Annotated in this window: 18 protein-coding genes; 9 read left to right on the top strand and 9 right to left on the bottom strand. The window is 66.6% G+C overall.

The genetic code is table 11. The features are described from left to right. Positions 1-23: 23 nt before the first annotated feature. Positions 24-1,082, bottom strand: coding sequence for a GGDEF domain-containing protein (locus tag AC1DNE_RS05445; RefSeq protein WP_441470948.1), 1,059 nt, complete (start codon positions 1,080-1,082; stop codon positions 24-26). 186 nt (positions 1,083-1,268) lie between these two features. Further along, complete coding sequence (locus AC1DNE_RS05450; RefSeq protein ID WP_441470949.1) at positions 1,269-2,738, bottom strand: DEAD/DEAH box helicase; 1,470 nt, start codon at positions 2,736-2,738, stop codon at positions 1,269-1,271. Positions 2,739-2,900: 162 nt separating this feature from the next. Between AC1DNE_RS05450 and AC1DNE_RS05455 the strand changes: the two genes are divergently transcribed. After that, positions 2,901-3,596, top strand: a complete 696-nt coding sequence (locus AC1DNE_RS05455; RefSeq protein WP_441470950.1) for an alpha/beta fold hydrolase — start codon at positions 2,901-2,903, stop codon at positions 3,594-3,596. 2 nt (positions 3,597-3,598) lie between these two features. On the opposite strand, the gene AC1DNE_RS05460 is transcribed toward AC1DNE_RS05455, so the two are convergent. The 3 genes from AC1DNE_RS05460 to parE all read right to left on the bottom strand — a co-directional run bounded on the left by AC1DNE_RS05460 (position 3,599) and on the right by parE (position 7,143). Beyond that, the gene (locus AC1DNE_RS05460) at positions 3,599-3,859 is read right to left on the bottom strand and encodes a hypothetical protein (protein WP_441470951.1); all 261 of its coding nucleotides are present in this window, start codon (positions 3,857-3,859) and stop codon (positions 3,599-3,601) included. 71 nt (positions 3,860-3,930) lie between these two features. Next, positions 3,931-4,902, bottom strand: coding sequence for a LysR family transcriptional regulator (locus tag AC1DNE_RS05465; RefSeq protein WP_441470952.1), 972 nt, complete (start codon positions 4,900-4,902; stop codon positions 3,931-3,933). Between the two features lie 159 nt (positions 4,903-5,061). Continuing rightward, on the bottom strand, positions 5,062-7,143 hold the full coding sequence (gene parE, locus AC1DNE_RS05470; protein ID WP_441470953.1) for a DNA topoisomerase IV subunit B: 2,082 nt from the start codon (positions 7,141-7,143) through the stop codon (positions 5,062-5,064). A gap of 337 nt (positions 7,144-7,480) precedes the next feature. On the opposite strand from parE, the gene AC1DNE_RS05475 reads away from it, so the two are divergent. From AC1DNE_RS05475 to AC1DNE_RS05485, 3 genes are all read left to right on the top strand, one after another. Continuing rightward, entirely contained in the window at positions 7,481-7,681 is a 201-nt protein-coding gene (locus AC1DNE_RS05475) for a hypothetical protein (RefSeq protein ID WP_441470954.1), read from the top strand. A gap of 71 nt (positions 7,682-7,752) precedes the next feature. Then, positions 7,753-8,970 (top strand): glycosyltransferase family 4 protein, encoded by a 1,218-nt coding sequence (locus AC1DNE_RS05480; protein WP_441470955.1) that lies wholly within the window; start codon positions 7,753-7,755, stop codon positions 8,968-8,970. 7 nt (positions 8,971-8,977) lie between these two features. After that, positions 8,978-10,360, top strand: coding sequence for a hypothetical protein (locus tag AC1DNE_RS05485; protein ID WP_476765324.1), 1,383 nt, complete (start codon positions 8,978-8,980; stop codon positions 10,358-10,360). 197 nt (positions 10,361-10,557) lie between these two features. Here AC1DNE_RS05485 and glnA read toward each other — a convergent pair whose 3' ends face one another. Continuing rightward, the gene (gene glnA / locus AC1DNE_RS05490) at positions 10,558-11,967 is read right to left on the bottom strand and encodes a type I glutamate--ammonia ligase (RefSeq protein WP_441470957.1); all 1,410 of its coding nucleotides are present in this window, start codon (positions 11,965-11,967) and stop codon (positions 10,558-10,560) included. Between the two features lie 96 nt (positions 11,968-12,063). Beyond that, positions 12,064-12,402 carry a P-II family nitrogen regulator gene (locus AC1DNE_RS05495; RefSeq protein WP_441470958.1) on the bottom strand — a complete coding sequence of 113 codons (339 nt, stop codon included), beginning with the start codon at positions 12,400-12,402 and terminating at the stop codon, positions 12,064-12,066. A gap of 283 nt (positions 12,403-12,685) precedes the next feature. Between AC1DNE_RS05495 and AC1DNE_RS05500 the strand changes: the two genes are divergently transcribed. Continuing rightward, on the top strand, positions 12,686-14,212 hold the full coding sequence (locus AC1DNE_RS05500; RefSeq protein ID WP_476840943.1) for an NAD(P)H-hydrate dehydratase: 1,527 nt from the start codon (positions 12,686-12,688) through the stop codon (positions 14,210-14,212). Between the two features lie 68 nt (positions 14,213-14,280). Here the strand turns inward: AC1DNE_RS05500 and AC1DNE_RS05505 are convergent, their stop codons facing one another. Then, a complete protein-coding gene (locus tag AC1DNE_RS05505) occupies positions 14,281-14,826 on the bottom strand; it encodes a PRC-barrel domain-containing protein (protein ID WP_476765326.1) in 546 nt (181 codons plus the stop codon). Between the two features lie 241 nt (positions 14,827-15,067). Between AC1DNE_RS05505 and AC1DNE_RS05510 the strand changes: the two genes are divergently transcribed. Beyond that, the gene (locus tag AC1DNE_RS05510) at positions 15,068-15,274 is read left to right on the top strand and encodes a hypothetical protein (protein ID WP_441470961.1); all 207 of its coding nucleotides are present in this window, start codon (positions 15,068-15,070) and stop codon (positions 15,272-15,274) included. A gap of 139 nt (positions 15,275-15,413) precedes the next feature. Here the strand turns inward: AC1DNE_RS05510 and AC1DNE_RS05515 are convergent, their stop codons facing one another. Then, positions 15,414-15,581 carry a hypothetical protein gene (locus tag AC1DNE_RS05515; RefSeq protein WP_441470962.1) on the bottom strand — a complete coding sequence of 56 codons (168 nt, stop codon included), beginning with the start codon at positions 15,579-15,581 and terminating at the stop codon, positions 15,414-15,416. Positions 15,582-15,765: 184 nt separating this feature from the next. On the opposite strand from AC1DNE_RS05515, the gene AC1DNE_RS05520 reads away from it, so the two are divergent. The 3 genes from AC1DNE_RS05520 (at position 15,766) to AC1DNE_RS05530 (ending at position 17,889) form a co-directional block, all read left to right on the top strand. Continuing rightward, positions 15,766-16,041 carry a hypothetical protein gene (locus tag AC1DNE_RS05520; RefSeq protein ID WP_441470963.1) on the top strand — a complete coding sequence of 92 codons (276 nt, stop codon included), beginning with the start codon at positions 15,766-15,768 and terminating at the stop codon, positions 16,039-16,041. Positions 16,042-16,237: 196 nt separating this feature from the next. Then, positions 16,238-16,897, top strand: coding sequence for a peroxiredoxin (locus tag AC1DNE_RS05525; protein ID WP_476765327.1), 660 nt, complete (start codon positions 16,238-16,240; stop codon positions 16,895-16,897). Positions 16,898-17,001: 104 nt separating this feature from the next. Then, positions 17,002-17,889, top strand: a complete 888-nt coding sequence (locus tag AC1DNE_RS05530; protein ID WP_476765328.1) for an MBL fold metallo-hydrolase — start codon at positions 17,002-17,004, stop codon at positions 17,887-17,889. The last annotated feature ends 321 nt before the right edge of the window (positions 17,890-18,210 follow it).

Here is an 18,210-nt window from a genome sequence, read left to right on the forward strand (position 1 = left end):
CTGCGAGGCGGCCGCCGGACCGCTCAGGCCACGCGGCTCGTCGTCTCGAGCACGTCCTCGGTAACCGTGCGGTTGCGGCCGTCGCGCTTGGCCTGCATCAGCGCCTGATCGGCCCGATCGACCAGCGAGCCGGCGGTGTCGCCGCGGCGGTAGCTCGACACGCCGAGCGAGATGGTGATGCGGCCGAGATTCTCGCTGGTCGAGCGCTTGATCAACTCGCGGGTCAGCAATGCCTGCCGGACGGTCTCGGCGCCGAACTTGCCGGCGATCAGGTCGGCCTCGGGCAGGATGATAGCGAACTCCTCGCCGCCGAACCGGCTGATGACCGCCTTTTCCTTGAACTTGTCCTTCATCGTGCGGGCAACCAGGCGCAGAACCTGATCGCCGGTGAGATGGCCATGGGCGTCGTTGAAGCGCTTGAAGAAGTCGATATCGGCCATCACCAGCGCGAAGGGTTCGCGCCGCAGCGTCGCCTGATCGATCGACTTCTGCAGCATCTCCTCGAAATGCCTGCGATTGGCGAGCCCGGTCAGCGGGTCGGTCAGGGCTTCGGCGCGGGTCGATTCCAGCGCCTCGCGGAGGTTGCGGATCTCGTTGGAGCTGTTGCGCAACTCGGCTTCGAGCTGAGCCTTGCGCGTCACCTCTTCGCGGGTCGAGAGCACGAGCGCCTCGACCCACTCACGCAGCTTCTGCCGGTCCGTCATCGGCGGCACGTCTTCCGACATCGCCGTCAGGCGGCCGTGAAAGAGCTCGCTCGACCCCAGGGCCTTGTCGACCAGTTCCATCATGGCATCGATCTCGCCGAGGACCTGGAGGCTGGTGCGTTCGGCCTGACGGGAAAAGCGCTCCGTGCTGATGAAACGCTCGTAGAGGCTGTCGATGTCGGCAGCGGTGACCTTGCCGTCGTTGCCGGCGAGGATGGCGTTCATTGCCATGCTGACGGCCGGCATCTCGCCGCTGAGATGCGCGTACCAGACCTCGAAAGCGCGGGGATAGCTCGGCGAACCGTGGTGCCGCATAGCGGCGACGACGCGCTCGGCGAGATCGTTGGTGCGGGCGGAAACCGAAGCTTCGTCGTCCATGCCTTCGCCATTCCGATATGAAGCGGAATCGTGGCCTTCGGCCACGTCAGCTTCGATTGATCCAATCGAAGCGGGACATCCTGTCCGTCTATACGGCGGCATGCGCCCGTCCGCTGCCGCGGTGTTCCCGCAGCAGCGACGATCAATCTAGTCAGACGACGTTAAAATCGGGTTGATGACGCAAGGTTATCCGACGCGGGCAGGACGCAGCAGAAAGGCCGGCACGTGATCGCCGAGTCCCTTGACCTGAGGCCCGTCATCCTCGTCGCGCGAGCGGGAATTCCGGCCGCGGCGCGTGCTGTCCTGCTCGCGACGCGCGACCGGCGCAGCCGAGACCTCGGCATCCGGCCTGACGGGCTGGCGGCGTCCGGCGTTGCGCGGGCTGTCCTCGGCTTTCTCGGCCGCTTGAGGGCGAACCGGTTCGGTGGCAGCACGTGAGCCGTGTTCCGGCCGCCCGCGTCCGCGCGCGGGGCGCTTGTCGTCACGGCGACCGCGCCGTTCCTCGCGCGGCTCGCCGGGAGGCAGATCGGCGACGCTGCCGCCTTCGAAGGCGATCGTCTGGCCGGTCAGCTTCTCGATCGCGGCGACGAGCTTTTCGTCATGGCGGGTAACGATGGTGAAGGAGGCGCCTTCGCGCCCGGCGCGGCCAGTACGGCCGATGCGGTGGACATAGTCCTCGGCATGGGTCGGCACGTCGAAGTTGAAGACGTGGCTGACGGCCGGGATGTCGAGGCCGCGCGCGGCGACATCGCTGGCGACGAGGATCGGATTCTCGCCGGTGCGGAAGGATTCGAGTGCCGCCATGCGGGCGTACTGGTCCATGTCGCCATGCAGGGCGACCGCCGGGAAGCCGTGGCGCAACAGCGATTTGTGCAGCGTCGCGACATCGCGCTTGCGGTTGCAGAAGACGATGGCGTTCTGCAGGTCGGTCGCGCCCTTGATCAGGCGACGCAGCGTCTCCCGCTTTTCGAAATCCTGCGAATTCGAGGCGATCAGGCGCTGGGTGATCGTCGTCGCCGCCGTCGCCGGGCGCGAAACCTCGACGCGGACCGGATTGTGCAGGAACTGCTCGGAGATGCGGGTGATCTCCGGCGGCATGGTCGCCGTGAAGAACAGCGTCTGCCGGGTGAAGGGCACGAGCTTGCAGATGCGCTCGATGTCCGGGATGAAGCCCATGTCGAGCATGCGGTCGGCTTCGTCGATGACGAGCAGCTCGACGCCGGTGAGCAGCAGCTTGCCGCGCTCGACATGATCGAGCAGGCGGCCGGGCGTCGCGATCAGCACATCGACGCCGCGCGTGATCTTGGCGTCCTGGTCGCCGAAGGAGACGCCGCCGATCAGCAGCGCCACCGAAAGCTTCTGGTTGACGCCGTAGCGGACGAAGTTTTCCTCGACCTGCGCAGCGAGCTCGCGCGTCGGCTCCAGGATCAGCGTGCGTGGCATCCGGGCACGGGCACGGCCGTTTTCCAGAATGGTGAGCATCGGCAGCGTGAACGCTGCGGTCTTGCCCGTGCCGGTCTGGGCGATGCCCAGAACGTCCTTGCGCGCAAGGACATGCGGAATGGCCTGGGCCTGGATGGGGGTCGGCGTGCTATAGCCTGCGGCCGTGACAGCCGTCAGAACCTTTTCGCTCAAGCCGAGTTCGGCAAATGACATCGCTTATGGCGCTTCTTCAGGGTCGGTGAAACGCGGTGGGGCGACCTGCTCGACCACCGCGTTGGCGCGACAACACTTCCTGCGCGCCTTCGGACCCGTGTGGAATGCAAAGAAAACGCGGCAAAGTCAATCATCTAACCTTGAAAGGACTGCTTTAGCCCCATGAAGGAACCGCTTGTCCTCGTTCCCGGGCTAAGCGCCAACGCCTCGCTCTATGCGCCGCAATGGCCCGCGCTTGCCGATGGACGCCCGATCCTGGTCGCCGAACACAGCTTGGACGACACGCTTTCAGGCATCGCGCAACGCCTTCTGGCGGCAGCGCCGGCCCGCTTCGCGCTCTGCGGCCTGTCGATGGGCGGCTATGTCGCCTTCGAGGTCCTGCGGCAGGCCCCGGAGCGCGTGACGCGCCTTGCCTTGCTCGGCACCACCGCCAAGCCGGCAACGCCGGAAACCAATGTTCCGCGCGAGCAGATGATCGCGTTGACGGAAAAAGGTGCCTTCGACAACGTTACGACCCTGCTCTGGCAGAAGCTCGTGGCGCCGGCGCGGCTCACCGACGAGCCGCTGCGGTTGCTCGTGCGGCAGATGGCGGAGGATGTCGGCGCGGACGGCTTCATTCGGCAGCAGCGGGCGATCATGCAGCGGCCGGACTCGCGGCCGGCGCTGGCCAGCTCAACCTGTCCGGTACTGGTTCTCGTCGGCGAGAAGGACGAAATCACACCTCCCGCGGAGGCCCGCGAAATGGCCGCGCTGGTCGGCGGGCGCGGGCGACTGGCCATTATTCCGGGCAGCGGGCACCTCTCGACGCTGGAGGTGTCAGACGGGGTCACCGCAGAGCTGCTGCGCTGGCTCGACTGAGCTCAGCGGGGCAGGGCGCAGGGATCGAGGCGGGTGTCGCTGGCCGCCTTCGTAATCGAGCCGGTGGTCAGCGGATCGACCGGCTGGCGCTTGGAGACGGCGAGGCTGACAGCCGCCATCCGCTCCTTGTCCAGCGGCACGGTACGGCTCGACATGAAGTTGGCGGCGATCACCGACAGGAAGGCGATGGCCGCGCCGGCCTTGGCGACATCGGCGACCACCGTGCCGCGGTCGTTCTTCCAGAACAGTTCGATCAGGCGCATGGCGCACTCTCCGCGTCTCGTGACCTCACGAGCACCACAGACGACCTTACGGAAGAGCCGTAAAAGCTTGGTTAGCCGGTTCTTGCTGGAAATCGCTCGATCTGAGTGATCTCAACCGGCTTGATCGCATCTCCCGCCAGGAGCGACCGCTGGTCGCGGAAGAGCTTGCGCAGCGCGCCGAGCACGGCGATGACGCCGGGCCGGCTGCGCGAGATATCGTGCGAGACCAGATAGATGTCGTCGCCGGTCAGCTCCGGTGGCGGCTCCAGCCGACGCAATGTCGAATCCGCATCGCCCATGAAGCAGGGCGCCATCGAGAGGGCGCCAGCCGAGCGGATGCTCTCGTAGCGGGCCGCCGAGTCGCCGACGCGCGCGGCAATCGGCCTGCCGGCGGCATAGGTCATGATGTAGTCGTCGATCCGGGACGAGGTTTCACGGTTGACCGAGATGATCGGGGCGGTGGCGGGGTCGACGTCGTGCCGGACATAGAGCGCCTGCATCAGACGGCCGAGCTTCTGCGCGTAATGCCCCGGCTCGATCGGCACCTTGCTCATGCGCAGCGCGATATCGGCCTCGCCGCGGGCAAGATCGAGCCGGCTGCGCGTGCTGATGATGACGATCTCGACGCCGCCGGCCGCGGCCGAGAGCGCGGTCGCATGCATGGTCAGAAGGAGGCTGATCGACGTCGTCGCGGTGACGCGCACCGGAGCATTGGCACGCGGTTTCGCCGCCTCCGCGCGGATCGCGAAGCGGCGAGCGGCAGCCTCGATCTCGCCGGCCTCGGCCGCAAGCTCCAGTCCAATCACCGTCGGGACGAGGCGATTGGCCTCGCGCGCGAAGAGCTGGAGGCCAAGGTCGCGCTCGAGCGCCTTGAGGCGGCGCGCAACAGTGGCCTCGCTCAGCCCGAGCTGAGCCGCCGCCACGGCCATCGACCCGCCGACGGCAATGGCGTGGAAGATCCGGATGTCGTCCCAGGAGGCGCTCCCGGCGGCTGCCGCCAGATCGCCGTCGCGTCGAGATGGAGATGGAGCAGGCTCGGCCATAGCGTCAGCGGCCAGTCGCCCGCCGCGGTCCGGCGCTTGTCGTCATGACGTTCTGTGGAGAGGGGCGGGTTCGGCATCCGCGAACCCTGCCTGCAACGGCAGCGTCGGGCAGCCCGGCGGCCGTGAAGCCCAGCCCCTCAGAGTTGCGGGGCTCGTTCGTCACAGGTCGATAAGCTCCCCGGCGAAGGCGGCGCGTTCCTGGATGAAGGTGAAGCGTGCTTCCGGCTTGTTGCCCATCAGCCGCTCGACCGTATCCGAGGTTTCCTCCTTCGCCTCATGGTCCACCATGACCTTGAGCAGAATGCGCTTGGCTGGGTCCATGGTGGTTTCCTTGAGCTGCTGCGGCATCATCTCGCCCAGGCCCTTGAAGCGTGAGATCTCCGGCTTCTTGCCCTTGAATGCGGTCTCCAGCAGTTCGTCCTTATGAGCGTCGTCGCGGGCGTAGATGCTCTTGCCGCCATGCTGCAGCCGGTAGAGCGGCGGCACGGCGAGATAGAGATGCCCCTTCTCGATCAGCCGCGGCATCTGCCGCCAGAAGAAGGTGACGAGCAGCGACGCGATGTGGGCGCCGTCGACATCGGCGTCCGTCATCACGATGACCTTGTCATAGCGGAGATCGTCCTCGCGGAACTGCGTGCCGATACCGCAGCCAAGCGCCAGGATCAGGTCGGCGAGCTGCTGGTTGGCATTAAGTTTCTCGCGTGTCGCATTGGCAACATTGAGGATTTTCCCGCGCAGGGGCAGAATCGCCTGATTCGCGCGGTTGCGCGCCTGCTTGGCTGAGCCGCCGGCCGAGTCGCCCTCGACGATGAAGAGCTCCGAGCCGGCCGCGCCGGCATTAGAGCAGTCGGCGAGCTTGCCGGGCAGGCGCAGCTTGCGTGTCGCGGTCTTGCGCGAGACCTCCTTTTCGAGGCGCCGCCGCAAGCGCTCCTCGGCACGATCCACCGACCAGTCGAGCAGGCGCAGCGCTTGCTGCGGGGCGGCGGCGAGCCAATGATCGAACGCGTCGCGCACCGCGCCCTCGACGATGCGGGAGGCTTCCAGCGTCGCCAGCTTGTCCTTGGTCTGGCCCTGGAATTCCGGCTCGCGGATGAAGACAGAAAGCATGGCCGCGCAGGTCGCCATCACATCGTCGGAGGTGACCTGCGCCATGCGCTTCGACTGGCCGATGCGTTCGGCATGGTCGCGCAAGCCGCGCAGCAGGGCGATGCGCAGGCCCTGCTCATGGGTGCCGCCATCAGGCGTCGGAATGGTGTTGCAGTAGGAGGAGGAGAAGCCGTCCTCGCCGGTCGCGAGCCAGGCCACGGCCCATTCGAGCGAGCCATGGCTGCCTTCCTTGGTGATCTTGCCCGAGAAGATCGGCTCGGCGACCAGGTCCTTGCCCTCGATCTCGCGGCCGAGATAGTCGCGCAAGCCGCCGGGGAAGCGGAACACGGCCTCCGCCGCGACATCGCCTTCCGGCTTCAGCAGCGACGGCGCACAGGTCCAGCGGATCTCGACGCCGCCGAAGAGATAGGCCTTCGAGCGCGCCATGCGGAACAGGCGGGCCGGGGAGAAATGCGCGCCTTCGCCGAAGATCTGTGCATCGGGATGGAAGCGCACCTTGGTGCCGCGCCGGTTGGCGACGGCGCCGACCGTCTCCAGCGGTCCCTGCGGCAGGCCGCGCGAGAAGATCTGGCGATAGAGCGTCTTGCCGCGCGCAACCTCGACCTCGAGCCGGTCGGACAGCGCATTGACGACGGAGACGCCGACGCCGTGCAGGCCGCCCGAAGTCTCATAGGCCTTGGAGTCGAATTTTCCGCCGGCATGCAGCGTCGTCATGATGACTTCGAGCGCCGATTTGCCGGGGAATTTCGGGTGCGGATCGACCGGAATGCCGCGGCCGTTATCGGTGACGGCAATCGAGCCGTCCTCGAACAATTCGACATCGATGAAGGTGGCATGGCCCGCCACCGCTTCGTCCATGGCGTTGTCGATCACCTCGGCGAAGAGGTGGTGCAGCGCGCGCTCGTCGGTGCCGCCGATATACATGCCGGGCCGGCGCCGGACCGGCTCCAGTCCCTCCAGCACTTCGATGGCTGAGGCGTCATAGCCGGCCTCGGAAAGCGTGCCGTTGCGCGGCGCAGCGCCGGAACCGGCCGGCGCCTTCGGAGCTGCGGCCGGCGAGCGCGCTTCCGGCTTGGGATCAGCCGCGCGAGGCCGCTCCGGCTCCCCGCCGAAAAGATCGCCGTTCTCGTCCATCACTGCCTGATGTTTCCTGATTCGTTCCGCCCAATCCTAGTGCATGAAGGACGGATTGTGCGACTTGGTTATTTGATCCGGCATTCGATCAGGCTCGGTTGCGGCACCGGGCGCCGCGCCTAAGCCGATCTGCTTATAGACAGCTCCCCGACACATCGAAACTCTCTCGTTGGAGCCATGCACCGGTCGTCATCTGCGTGTGACGTTGCCGTGGCAGAAGAGCACCGGAACCGAGGCATTCAGCCTGCGTTAACCATCGCCACCGAGGATCGGTGTCACGATCGGGCCTATGCGGAGAATCGCAATGCGCTATGATCGGGCTGGGAGGGAGAAGACCGTGGCGTCGCGTCAGTCAGTGCCGGTGAAGGGCATCGCGGGTCTGCAGCGCACGGCGCGCCTCGCGGGGGAATGCTTCGGCCATGAGGATGTCGTCGGCGGCTCCCTTTCAGCGGCGCCCGAAAGCGCCTTATCGCGCTGGCTGTGGTGGGGCGCAGCGATCGCCGCAGCGGCCGGGCTCGCCGCTCTGCATTTCTACTGATCGCTCGGACGGCCTGCGCAGAAATATCAACCTTTTGGCCCTACCCCTGAGGGCGGAGGGGCCTTCCGCACATGCGTTGCGTCATCGTCAGCGATTTTGGTTCGGTCAATGGCGGCGCGGCGAAGGTTGCGATCGAAAGCGCGCGTGGCCTCGCGGAGGCCGGCGTCCGGATCGTCTTCGCCTGCATGATCGGTCCCGTGTCCGAGCGGCTGCAGCACCCGAATATCGAGGTGGCACTGTTCGAGGGCGAAGAGGTCTGGAAGGTCGGCAGCCGGCTCGCCGCCGCCCGTCAGGGCATCTGGAACGCAAAGGCGCATGACGCGCTCGGCGCCCTGCTGCGCCGGCAGCCGCCCGGGGAAACGCTCGTCCACCTGCATCAATGGACCAAGGCGTTCAGCCCGGCCGCCATCGCCGCCGCCGGTGAGAGCGGCTTGCCGGTCGCCATCACCATGCACGACTATTTCTCGTTCTGTCCGGTCGGCGGCTATTTCGACTTCCGCGCCGGCAGACCTTGCCACCGCCAGCCGCTGTCGGCGTCCTGCATCGGCAGGAATTGTGATCGCGCCTCCTATGGCCACAAGCTCGTCCGGGTCGCGCGCCAATGGCGCTCGGACGCGGCGCTGCATCGACTGCGCGCGCCGCTCTTCATCCATGTCAGCCCCTTTGCCCGCAGCTTCGCCGAGCCCTTCCTGCCGAAGAATGCCCGCCACATCGTCGTCGAGAACATGATGGAGGCGCAGAAGCGCGCGCCAGCCGATGTCGCGGCCAACCGCCACGCGCTCTTCCTCGGGCGCTTCACGCAGGAAAAGGCGGCCGATCTTCTGGCTGAAGCGGCGGTTGTCGCGGGAATGCCGGTGCGCTTTGTCGGCGAGGGGCCGATGGAGACAGAGATCCGGCGCCTCAACCCGGCGGCGGAGGTGCGGGGCTGGGTTCCGGCCGACGCCGTGTTCGATGAGATCGAGCAGGCGCGCTGCCTCGTCCTGCCGTCGCTCTGGTACGAACCCGGGCCGCTCGTGATCGCCGAGGCGCGCTCGCGCGGCGTGCCGGTCATCCTCGCCCGCACGACCGGCCCGGCGAGCTGGATCGGCGACGGTGAGGATGGGCTTCTGGTCGAGGGCGGCGACGTCGCCGGTCTGGCCAAAGCGCTGGCGACATTGCGCGACGACGATATCGCGACCCGCATGGGCGCCGCCGCCTATCGCAACTACTGGGCCGAGCCGCTGACTCTCGAACGGCATGTCAGGCGGTCGATGGCGGGCTATGAAGCCCTGCTGGCACAGGCGGCGTGAGGGCGGCATGGCGAAGCTCGGTGCGCTCGCAGCCTATCTATACCAGGCGGTCTTCGCTTTCGGGCTGCTGATCGTTCTCTCGCATCTGCTGCCGGCCGGCGACTACGCCGCCTATTCGCTGTTCGCCTCGATCGCGCAGTTCGGAGCGATCGCCTTCTTCGAATGGGTGCGCTTCGCCTGTAGCCGCTTCTATCCCGGCCCGGACGCAGCGAGCGAAGCGGCGGAGCGCGGCACGATCACCCTGGAGTTCGTCATAAGCGCCGCGCTCTGTGTCGTTGCCGGGCTTGCCGCGATGACATGGGGCGCATCGGCCTGGACCGGGCTGGCAGGGGCGGGCGCGGCGATCATGATCGCCGCAGGAGAACTGCACCTGACCATGCTGCGCTTCCGCGGCGCCTTCAGCCTGTTCTCGCGGCTGCAGAGTCTGCGCGCCTCGCTGATCGGGGCCGCGACCGTCGGCGGAGCCCTTGTCTCGGCCGATTTCATCCATGTCGTCATGGGCATCCTGCTCGGCAACGCTCTGTATTGCCTCATCGCCTTCATCGCCGCGCACCATGTGCTGGGCTGGTCCCTGCGGGCCGATATCGGCGCCGCGCAGCGTCATCTCGCTTATGGCGGGGTCTCGGCCGGCGCCTCCATCGCAGGGCTGCTGGGACCCCTCGGCCTGAAGGCGATCCTGGTCGCCGCCTTCGGCGCCACGCCCGCCGCCGGCGCGCTGCTGGCGCTCGACCTGCTGCAGCGCCCCTTCATCCTGATCGTGTCCTCCCTGCAGGCGATCCGCTATCCCGACCTCGTCGCGCTTTATGATCGCTCGGGCGCCGGGGGCGCCCTTCGGCAGGAGCTCGGGCGCTACTACGCGCTGCTCGCAAGCCTGACGCTGGTCGGTGGCGCATTGCTGCTGGCCGTGATGCAAGGGGCGGCCGAGCTCGTCGTCCCGCGCGACCTGCAGGCCGCATTCCTGCGGACGGCGCCGGCTTTCACGCTGATGGCGCTGATCCGCGCGCTGGTGCAGGCGCTGCTGCCGACGCCGGCGCATCTGCTGCGGCGCCTGCTTGCCATCGCCGGCCTCGCAGCCCTGGATTGTGCGTTGATGTGTGCCGGTGCCCTGCTTGCGATGTGGCTGGCGCCCGGAGGCGACGCCGTCATCGCCATCGGCGCCGCCCTGGGCGCGGGGCTTGCGATGCTGACGGGCCTGCCGCTGCTGAGGCTCTTGCCCTTCGAGATGCCCTGGCGCCCGGTCGTGCTGGCGATCCTCGCTCTGGTCGCGGCCCAGCTTATCGCGACAGGGATGTCCGGAAACGTCCTGCTGTCGACGGTGGCGGGTCTCGCCGCTGTCCTGCTTCTGGGCGCAGCGCCGATGCTGACCGCCTTCCGCTGGGCGATCCGATAGACCTCGAACTCCGCCGGGCTTTCGAACGAGGGGACGTGCGTTCCCGGGTGAGGGCGTTTGCGTGAAGCGGGCGCCCGGCTCTCATTCGGCAAGCGCCAACGAAAAACCGGGGCGTTGCCGCCCCGGCTTCCCGGCTGGCCGCGGGTCCGCGGCCGTTAGGATCGCCGGCCGGCTCCCTACGAAGCCGGCCGAAACCCTCAGTAGGAGTAGTACATCGCGAACTCGATCGGGTGAGGCGTCATCTCGAAGCGCGCCACATCCTGCATCTTGAGCTCGATGTAGCTCTCGATGAAGTCGTCGTTGAAGACGCCGCCGGCCTTGAGATAGGCGTTGTCCTTCTTGAGCGCTTCCAGCGCCTCGCGCAGCGAACCGCAGACGGTCGGGATCTTCTTCAGCTCGCGCGGCGGCAGGTCGTAGAGATCCTTGTCCATCGCCGGGCCGGGGTCGATCTTGTTCACGATGCCGTCGAGGCCGGCCATCAGCATGGCCGCGAAGGCGAGGTAGGGGTTCGCCATCGGATCGGGGAAGCGGACCTCGACGCGCTTGGCCTTCGGCGAAGTCGTCCACGGAATACGGCACGAAGCCGAGCGGTTGCGCGCCGAATAGGCGAGCAGCACCGGAGCCTCATAGCCCGGGACGAGGCGCTTGTAGGAGTTGGTCGAGGGGTTGGTGAAGGCGTTCAGCGACTTCGCATGCTTGATGATGCCGCCGATGTACCACAGGCACTCCTGCGAGAGGTCGGCATACTTGTTGCCGGCGAAGAGCGGCTTGCCGTTCTTCCAGATCGACTGGTGGACGTGCATGCCCGAGCCGTTGTCGCCATAGATCGGCTTCGGCATGAAGGTCGCGGTCTTGCCGTAGCTCTGGGCCACGTTGTGGATCGCGTACTTGTAGATCTGCATCAGGTCGGCGGTGTGCGTCAGCGTGTCGAACTTCATGCCGAGTTCGTGCTGGGCCGAGGCGACCTCGTGGTGATGCTTCTCGACCTTGACGCCCATGGCCTGCATGGCCGCCAGCATCTCGCCGCGCATGTCCTGCGCCGAATCCTGCGGCGGAACCGGGAAGTAGCCGCCCTTGGTGGCGATGCGGTGGCCGAGATTGCCGCCCTCGTAATCGGCATAACCGTTGATCGGCAGCTCGACGTTATCGAGCTTGAAGCCGGTGTGGTACGGATCGGCCGCGATCTTGACGTCGTCGAAGACGAAGAACTCGGCCTCGGGGCCGACATACACCGTGTCGCCGATGCCGGTCGACTTCAGATAGGCCTCGGCCTTCTTGGCGATGCCGCGCGGGTCACGGCCGTAGGGCTCGCCGGTAGCCGGCTCGAGCACGTCGCAGTTGATGACCATCGTGGCGGCCGAGAAGAACGGATCCATCGTCGCGGTGGTCGGATCAGGCATCAGCAGCATGTCGGACTCGTTGATGGCCTTCCAGCCAGCGATCGAGGAACCGTCGAACATCGTGCCTTCGGCGAAGATGTCCTCGTCGACCATGCCGACGTCGAACGTCACGTGCTGCCACTTGCCGCGCGGGTCGGTGAAGCGGAAGTCGACGTATTTGACGTCATTGTCCTTGATCGCCTTGAGGACATCCTTGGCGCTTTTCATTTCAGCATTCCTCTTGCCAGCAGTTTTCAAACTCGTAGGCCGTCGCCGGCTCCAATCCAGCCGCGGCCTTTGATCCCTTGATGCGGGGGAAATAGCTCAGATCGCGTCCGCGCCGGTCTCGCCGGTCCGGATGCGGATCGCCCCCTCGACCGTCGATACAAAAATCTTGCCATCCCCGATGCGGCCAGTTTGAGCGGCCTTGACGATGGCCTCGATGGCGCGGTCCACCATTTCGTCGTTCAGCACGATCTCGATCTTCACCTTCGGCAGGAAGTCGACGACGTACTCGGCGCCGCGATAGAGCTCGGTATGGCCCTTCTGGCGGCCGAAGCCCTTTGCTTCGAGCACCGTGATACCCTGCAGGCCGACCTCCTGAAGCGCCTCCTTCACCTCGTCCAGCTTGAAGGGCTTGATGATCGCTTCGATCTTCTTCATGCGCCGATCGACCTCCACTGCGCTTCCAGGGTCCGGCACGTGCCGGAAAGAGAACTGCAAAAATCCGTCGTCGCGGGCTGGGCGCCCCTCGGCTTCGAACGATTGCGACCGTACGTCTGCTCATAGCATTGGCGCAAACGCCCCGCCATGCGGCAGACCCCTTCGAAGCGCCCGTGCAGGAGGCAAAAAACAGCACAAAAATGGATCATGTGCTTAATTTTATAGCAAGTCATTCGAGACGCCTTCTCTTGCGATATCGCGCCAGGCCGTCCCATCATGTCGCATGACGATTTCTGAAGCCGAAGCGATGCAGCTATCGGGTCTCGCCCTGCTTTCGACAGACCAGATGTGCCGGGCGGACGGCATCGCGATCGCCGCCGGCACGGCGGGCATCGCTCTGATGGAGCGCGCTGGAAGCGCGGTCGCCGAGGCTACGTTGCGGCGCGTCGGGAAGGGGGCCAGGGTCGCGATCGCCTGCGGCCCCGGCAACAATGGCGGCGATGGCTTCGTTGCGGCCCGGCTGCTGCATGCGCACGGGGTCACGGTGCAGGTCGCGCTGCTGGGTTCTCCAGACGCCCTCCGGGGCGATGCCGCGCTCGCCTTCGCGCAGTGGAGCGGGCCGGTTCTACCGCTCGCATCGCTCGCCGACGGGGCGATCGATCTCTATGTCGATGCGCTGTTCGGTGCAGGCCTCGCGCGGCCGCTTGCCGGCGAGGCAGCTGAAGCCGTAACGCTCATGAATGGCGCGGGCCGCCCGGTGATCTCTGTCGATATTCCCAGCGGCGTATCCGGGGATACCGGTCAGGCCGAAGGCCCCGCCGTTCGCGCGACTGAAACCGTGACCTTCTTCCGGCTGAAGCCCGGCCACCTCCTGCTGCCGGGACGCTCCCTCTGCGGGGAGATCGTCGTGGCCGATATCGGTATTCCCGCTGCGACCGCATTGGCCGAGATAGCGCCGGCCGCCTTCCGCAACGAACCGGCACTTTGGCTCGCTGCCGTGCCGCATCACGGCCTCGACACGCATAAGTTCCGGCGCGGGGCTGTTGCTGTCGCCGCAGGCGGCATCGCCGGTGTCGGCGCGCCGCGTTTGAGCGCGCGGGCTGCGTTGCGGATCGGCGCCGGGCTCGTGACGATCCTGTGCGCGCCGGGGGCTCTGGCAGCCCACGCCTCGCGCGGCCCGGACGCAGTGATGCAGCGCCCGGTGGCGGGCGGCGAGGCGCTTGCGGAATTCCTGCAGGACCGGCGGATCTCCGCGATCGTGGCAGGCCCGGCGCTGGGACTGGATGAGCGGGCCGCCGCGCTGGTCCGCTCGGCCCTCGCCAGCGACAGGCCGGTCGTGCTCGATGCCGACGCCCTGACCTTGCTTGCGACATCGCTCCGCGAGGAAGCCTCGCCCCCGAACCCCGCTCATCCTCGCGTGTTCACGCCGCATGAAGGTGAGTTCCAGCGCCTGTTCGGCAAGGAACCCGCGATTGCGACGGAAACCTCGAAGCTGGAGCGCGCGCGCAAGGCGGCGGCTCGCTCCGGTGCCATCCTCGTCTACAAGGGGGCTGATACGGTCATCGCCGCGCCGGACGGGCGGGCGGCGATCAACGCCACCGGCTCGGCGGCGCTGGCCACTGCGGGTTCCGGCGATGTGCTGGCGGGGCTGATCGCTGGCCTGCTCGCGCAAGGGATGAGCGCCTTCGAAGCGGCTTGCGCCGCCGTTTGGCTGCATGGCCGGGCAGGAGAGGCGCTTGGCATGGGGTTGATCGCGGACGATCTGCCGGAGGCGATCCCGCCATTGCTCCGCAACCTGTCCGTCGGGTGAAGCCCCACGCCGAGGAGAAGCCCGCCCTTGTGGGGCGGGCCTCGCTCGGTTCCCCAAGCGAGTATCGCTTAGCTGCCCGAATAGGTTACGGCAGGCGCCGCGTGGAGCTGGTCCTTGGTCATCGTGATCTTGCCGTGGTCCGGATACATCGCCGGCGCTTTGGGAGCCGCCGCGGCCGGAGGCGTGGACGGCATCGCGCCGCCGGTCCCGGCTGCACCACCGCTGCCCGACGAGGCCGGCGCCGGCGCCGGCGGCGCGATCGGCTGGTCGCTCCAACTCACCTGCTCGAACGGAATCGCGACATCCTTCGCGCCGATGCCGAGGAACCCGCCAACGCCGATAGTCACCATCTCGACCTTGCCGGTCTTGTCCATGATCACTTCCGTGACGTCGCCAACTTTCTTGTCGTCAGGGCCGTAGATGTCGACGCCGATCAGCTTGGTGGCGCGCCACTTGCCGTGGCCGGCGAGATTGGTCGGGGCCGGCATGCTGCTCTCGGCAGAGGTCGAGGCTTTCGGCGCTGAAGACGGCGGCGAGGGTGCATTGGTCTGGGCGAGCGCGGTCGCCGCGAGCAGGCTCGCGGCGACAGATGCGAACACAACATGTTTGATCATGTTTTCCTCCTGAGTGCTTCCGCAGAGATGCGGGTCGTCTTAGCAACAACCGCGATTCAAATTTGTTCAGATCCTGCGTTTCGAAGCTGGCCCGAAGCATTTCGGAAAATAACATCTAGCCGAAGACGGTGGCTTCGATTCGGTTCTGAAAGAATTTGCTCGCGGAACGAGGCCATGCTCGTATGCTGCGGAGGAAGAACGCCGGGAGCACGGCACTGTTCCATCCGAGGAGGAGACTGCGATGTCGCCGGCTATGGTTACGGTTGCGCTGAGCAGGGAGGTTCTGGCAGCGCTCGATCACTACATCACGACGCAGAACCCGCCCCGCACCCACGCCGAATTGATCGCCGAGATCGTTTCGCAATGGGCCGCGACGCATGGGGGGCAGGGCGGTCCGCCGGATGAGGGGTTGCGCCCCGAGGAACTCAACGCCAGCAACGACTCCTAGAGAATGTCCGCGTTTCTCCGAATCGCGGACATTCTCTATCTCTTTGTTTTATCGTACTTTCTTCACGAAAACTGATGTCCGCTTCGCTCGAAAATGCTTGAGGGGCGCGCGTATTGCCCCCCGGCTAGCTGCGCCGGCATCAATCGTCGGCGTCGTCGCGGCGAAGCTCGAAGGAGAGCATAGCTTCGGCGAGGGCATGTAGTTCCTTTTCCTTGTCCGGGGTGTCCGGCAAGGCGTTCAGTTCCTTCACCCGTTGCTGGGCGCGGTCGTAGTCCTCGTCGCTATGGATGACGATGGGCAGTTTCACGTTGCGATCTCCTTTGCTCGTCTGGCTCGCCGCCCCGCCTCCAGGGCGCATCGCGGCGATCCTGCGCTCGTCGGGAGCCGATGAAGCGGCCAGGTGGCGCGCTTCGGTTCCGAAGGCCCCGCTTAAGCGTTCGGCAAGGGCATGTCGGTCATCATAGGGCTCTGGGATTGGACGGGAAGAGGCGATGAACAGGTTGTTCCTCCTGGCGCTGCTGGCCGGCGGCACTTTGCCGGCTGCGTCGCTGCCGGCCGCGGCCTTCTGGCAGCGCTCGCAGGTCTCCCGCTGCAACGACGCGACCACCGAGGCTGAGCGCCAGAGGCTGCGCTGCTGGGAGCTCAACGCCTATGCCGATCCCGGCTGGCCGGCGCTCGGTGCCGGCGTTGGCTTGGGAGGTGCCTATTACCTCGGGCCGCCGGCCCCGCCTGTGCATAAGGGCGGCGTAACGCGCCGCCTCGGCTGAACGCGCGAAAACTGCCGTCTCCCTGCGTAAGGGGCTCGCGAAGCAGCCGGCGTTCGTGCCAGAATTGCGTCGCGCGCCGACAAGGCCAGACGCCTTTTCCAAAGACGCACTTGTTTGACGTGACGGCGATCGGAGATGCCGCCGGCTGCCGACCTTGCAAGCCGTCTCCGTGACGAAGGAAGAGTTGGAGGAATCCATGACCCTGCGGATCAATGACACGGCCCCGGACTTCGCAGCCGATACGACGGAGGGACCGATCCAATTCCATGACTGGATCGGCGACAGCTGGGCGGTTCTGTTTTCCCATCCCAAGAACTTCACCCCGATCTGCACCACCGAACTCGGCATGATGGCCGGCATCAAGGGCGAGTTCGACAAGCGCAACGTCAAGATCATCGGCATCTCGGTCGATCCGGTGGAGAGCCACCACAAGTGGAAGGCCGACATCCAGACCGCGACCGGTCACAACGTCACCTATCCGATGATCGGCGACAATGAGCTCAAGATCGCCAAGCTCTACGACATGCTGCCGGCCTCGTCCGGCGACACCTCCGAAGGCCGCACGCCGGCAGACAACCAGACCGTGCGTTCGGTCTTCCTCATCGGCCCGGACAAGAAGATCAAGCTGACGCTCACCTATCCGATGACGACGGGCCGGAACTTCCAGGAGATCCTGCGCGCGATCGACTCCATCCAGCTGACGGCGAAGTACCCTGTGGCGACCCCGGCGGACTGGAAGCCGGGCGAGGATGTCGTCATCGCCGGCTCGGTCTCGGACGAGGACGCCACCAAGCGCTTCGGCCTCTTCGAACGTGTCCTGCCTTATCTCCGCAAGACGAAGCAGCCTTCCGCTTGAGGAGGCTATGGCGCCCGCGACAGGCGTGGCGGGTGCCGATCGGCCCGGAGGCATTGCCTTGCCGCGGCCGTATCCGGCGTTGACGCAGGCAGGGGAGCGTTGAAGTGGACATCACGCAGCTCAAGCCGTCGGTCCGGGGATTCTACGATCCGCCGACCGGCTCGATCCAGTACGTCGTCGCCGACCGGGTGACGCGGCAATGTGCGATCATCGATGCGGTCCTCGATTTCGACGAGAAGTCCGGGGCGGTCGGCACCGAGAATGCCGACGCCTTGCTCGATTATCTGCAGGCCGAGGGCCTCACCCTCCAGTGGATCCTCGAAACCCACCCGCATGCCGACCATCTCTCGGCCGCGCATTATCTCAAGAGCAGGACCGGCGCGCCGACCGCGATCGGTGAGCGCATCGTCGACGTCCAGAAGCTCTGGAAGGCGATCTACAACTGGCCCGGCTTTCCGGCCGACGGCTCCCAATGGGACCACCTGTTCGCCGATGGCGAAGAATTCCTGATCGGCGAGATGCCGGTCCGGGTCCTGTTCTCCCCCGGCCACACCCTCGCCTCGATAGCCTACCTCGTTGGCGATGCGGCCTTCATCCACGACACGCTGTTCATGCCCGACAGCGGGACGGCGCGGGCCGATTTTCCCGGCGGCGATGCCGGCCGGCTCTGGCGCTCGATCCAGGCCATCCTCGCCTTGCCGGACGGGACGCGGCTGTTCACCGGCCATGACTACAGGCCGGAAGGCCGGCCGCCCCAATGGGAGAGCACGGTCTCCGAGCAGAAGGCCGCCAATACCCACATCGTCAAATGCCGGAGCGAGGCGGAGTTCGTCGCCCTGCGCGAGGCGCGCGACAGGACGCTGCCGATGCCGCGCCTGATCCTCCATGCCCTGCAGGTCAACATCAATGGCGGGCGCCTGCCGGAGCCCGAAGCCAACGGGCAGCGCTACCTGAAGTTTCCGCTCAACGCGCTGAAGGCTTGCGGCGCCTGAGCCGAATAGCGAACGGGTCGGGCATCTGCGCCGGTGGCGCGGCGCTCTTCTCGGCAGGCTCGAGCGCTCGCGCCTCGCCTTCGCTGCGGCGAGGACGGTGGTTCACGCATGCTTCTGATCGCCCGCGCGAAGCGCACGAGCGTGAGAACGGGGCTGGCGGAGCGCCGCGAGGCGCGGGGTAGAGTGACCACTTCCATTGAGCCAGGAAGCGGCGCGGATGGAGCCCCATCCGCACGCCCCGCGGCGCTCCGCCTTCGGCGATTTCAGTCTCCGGGCCGCGCTTCTACGGCTCTTCGGTGCCGGCCCCGCTCGCCTCGACGC

The sequence above is a fragment of the Allobosea sp. 05L423 genome (assembly GCF_056397745.1).

Bases quoted from the DNA above. Each gene is read 5' to 3' on its own strand.
- AC1DNE_RS05445 (WP_441470948.1), bottom strand. From the start codon at position 1,082: ATGGACGACGAAGCTTCGGTTTCCGCCCGCACCAACGATCTCGCCGAG.
- parE (WP_441470953.1), bottom strand. From the start codon at position 7,143: ATGGACGAGAACGGCGATCTTTTCGGCGGGGAGCCGGAGCGGCCTCGC.
- AC1DNE_RS05450 (WP_441470949.1), bottom strand. From the start codon at position 2,738: ATGTCATTTGCCGAACTCGGCTTGAGCGAAAAGGTTCTGACGGCTGTC.
- AC1DNE_RS05465 (WP_441470952.1), bottom strand. From the start codon at position 4,902: ATGGCCGAGCCTGCTCCATCTCCATCTCGACGCGACGGCGATCTGGCG.
- AC1DNE_RS05460 (WP_441470951.1), bottom strand. From the start codon at position 3,859: ATGCGCCTGATCGAACTGTTCTGGAAGAACGACCGCGGCACGGTGGTC.
- glnA (WP_441470957.1), bottom strand. From the start codon at position 11,967: ATGAAAAGCGCCAAGGATGTCCTCAAGGCGATCAAGGACAATGACGTC.
- AC1DNE_RS05510 (WP_441470961.1), top strand. From the start codon at position 15,068: ATGTCGCCGGCTATGGTTACGGTTGCGCTGAGCAGGGAGGTTCTGGCA.
- AC1DNE_RS05455 (WP_441470950.1), top strand. From the start codon at position 2,901: ATGAAGGAACCGCTTGTCCTCGTTCCCGGGCTAAGCGCCAACGCCTCG.
- AC1DNE_RS05495 (WP_441470958.1), bottom strand. From the start codon at position 12,402: ATGAAGAAGATCGAAGCGATCATCAAGCCCTTCAAGCTGGACGAGGTG.
- AC1DNE_RS05500 (WP_476840943.1), top strand. From the start codon at position 12,686: ATGACGATTTCTGAAGCCGAAGCGATGCAGCTATCGGGTCTCGCCCTG.
- AC1DNE_RS05525 (WP_476765327.1), top strand. From the start codon at position 16,238: ATGACCCTGCGGATCAATGACACGGCCCCGGACTTCGCAGCCGATACG.
- AC1DNE_RS05505 (WP_476765326.1), bottom strand. From the start codon at position 14,826: ATGATCAAACATGTTGTGTTCGCATCTGTCGCCGCGAGCCTGCTCGCG.
- AC1DNE_RS05485 (WP_476765324.1), top strand. From the start codon at position 8,978: ATGGCGAAGCTCGGTGCGCTCGCAGCCTATCTATACCAGGCGGTCTTC.
- AC1DNE_RS05520 (WP_441470963.1), top strand. From the start codon at position 15,766: ATGAACAGGTTGTTCCTCCTGGCGCTGCTGGCCGGCGGCACTTTGCCG.
- AC1DNE_RS05480 (WP_441470955.1), top strand. From the start codon at position 7,753: ATGCGTTGCGTCATCGTCAGCGATTTTGGTTCGGTCAATGGCGGCGCG.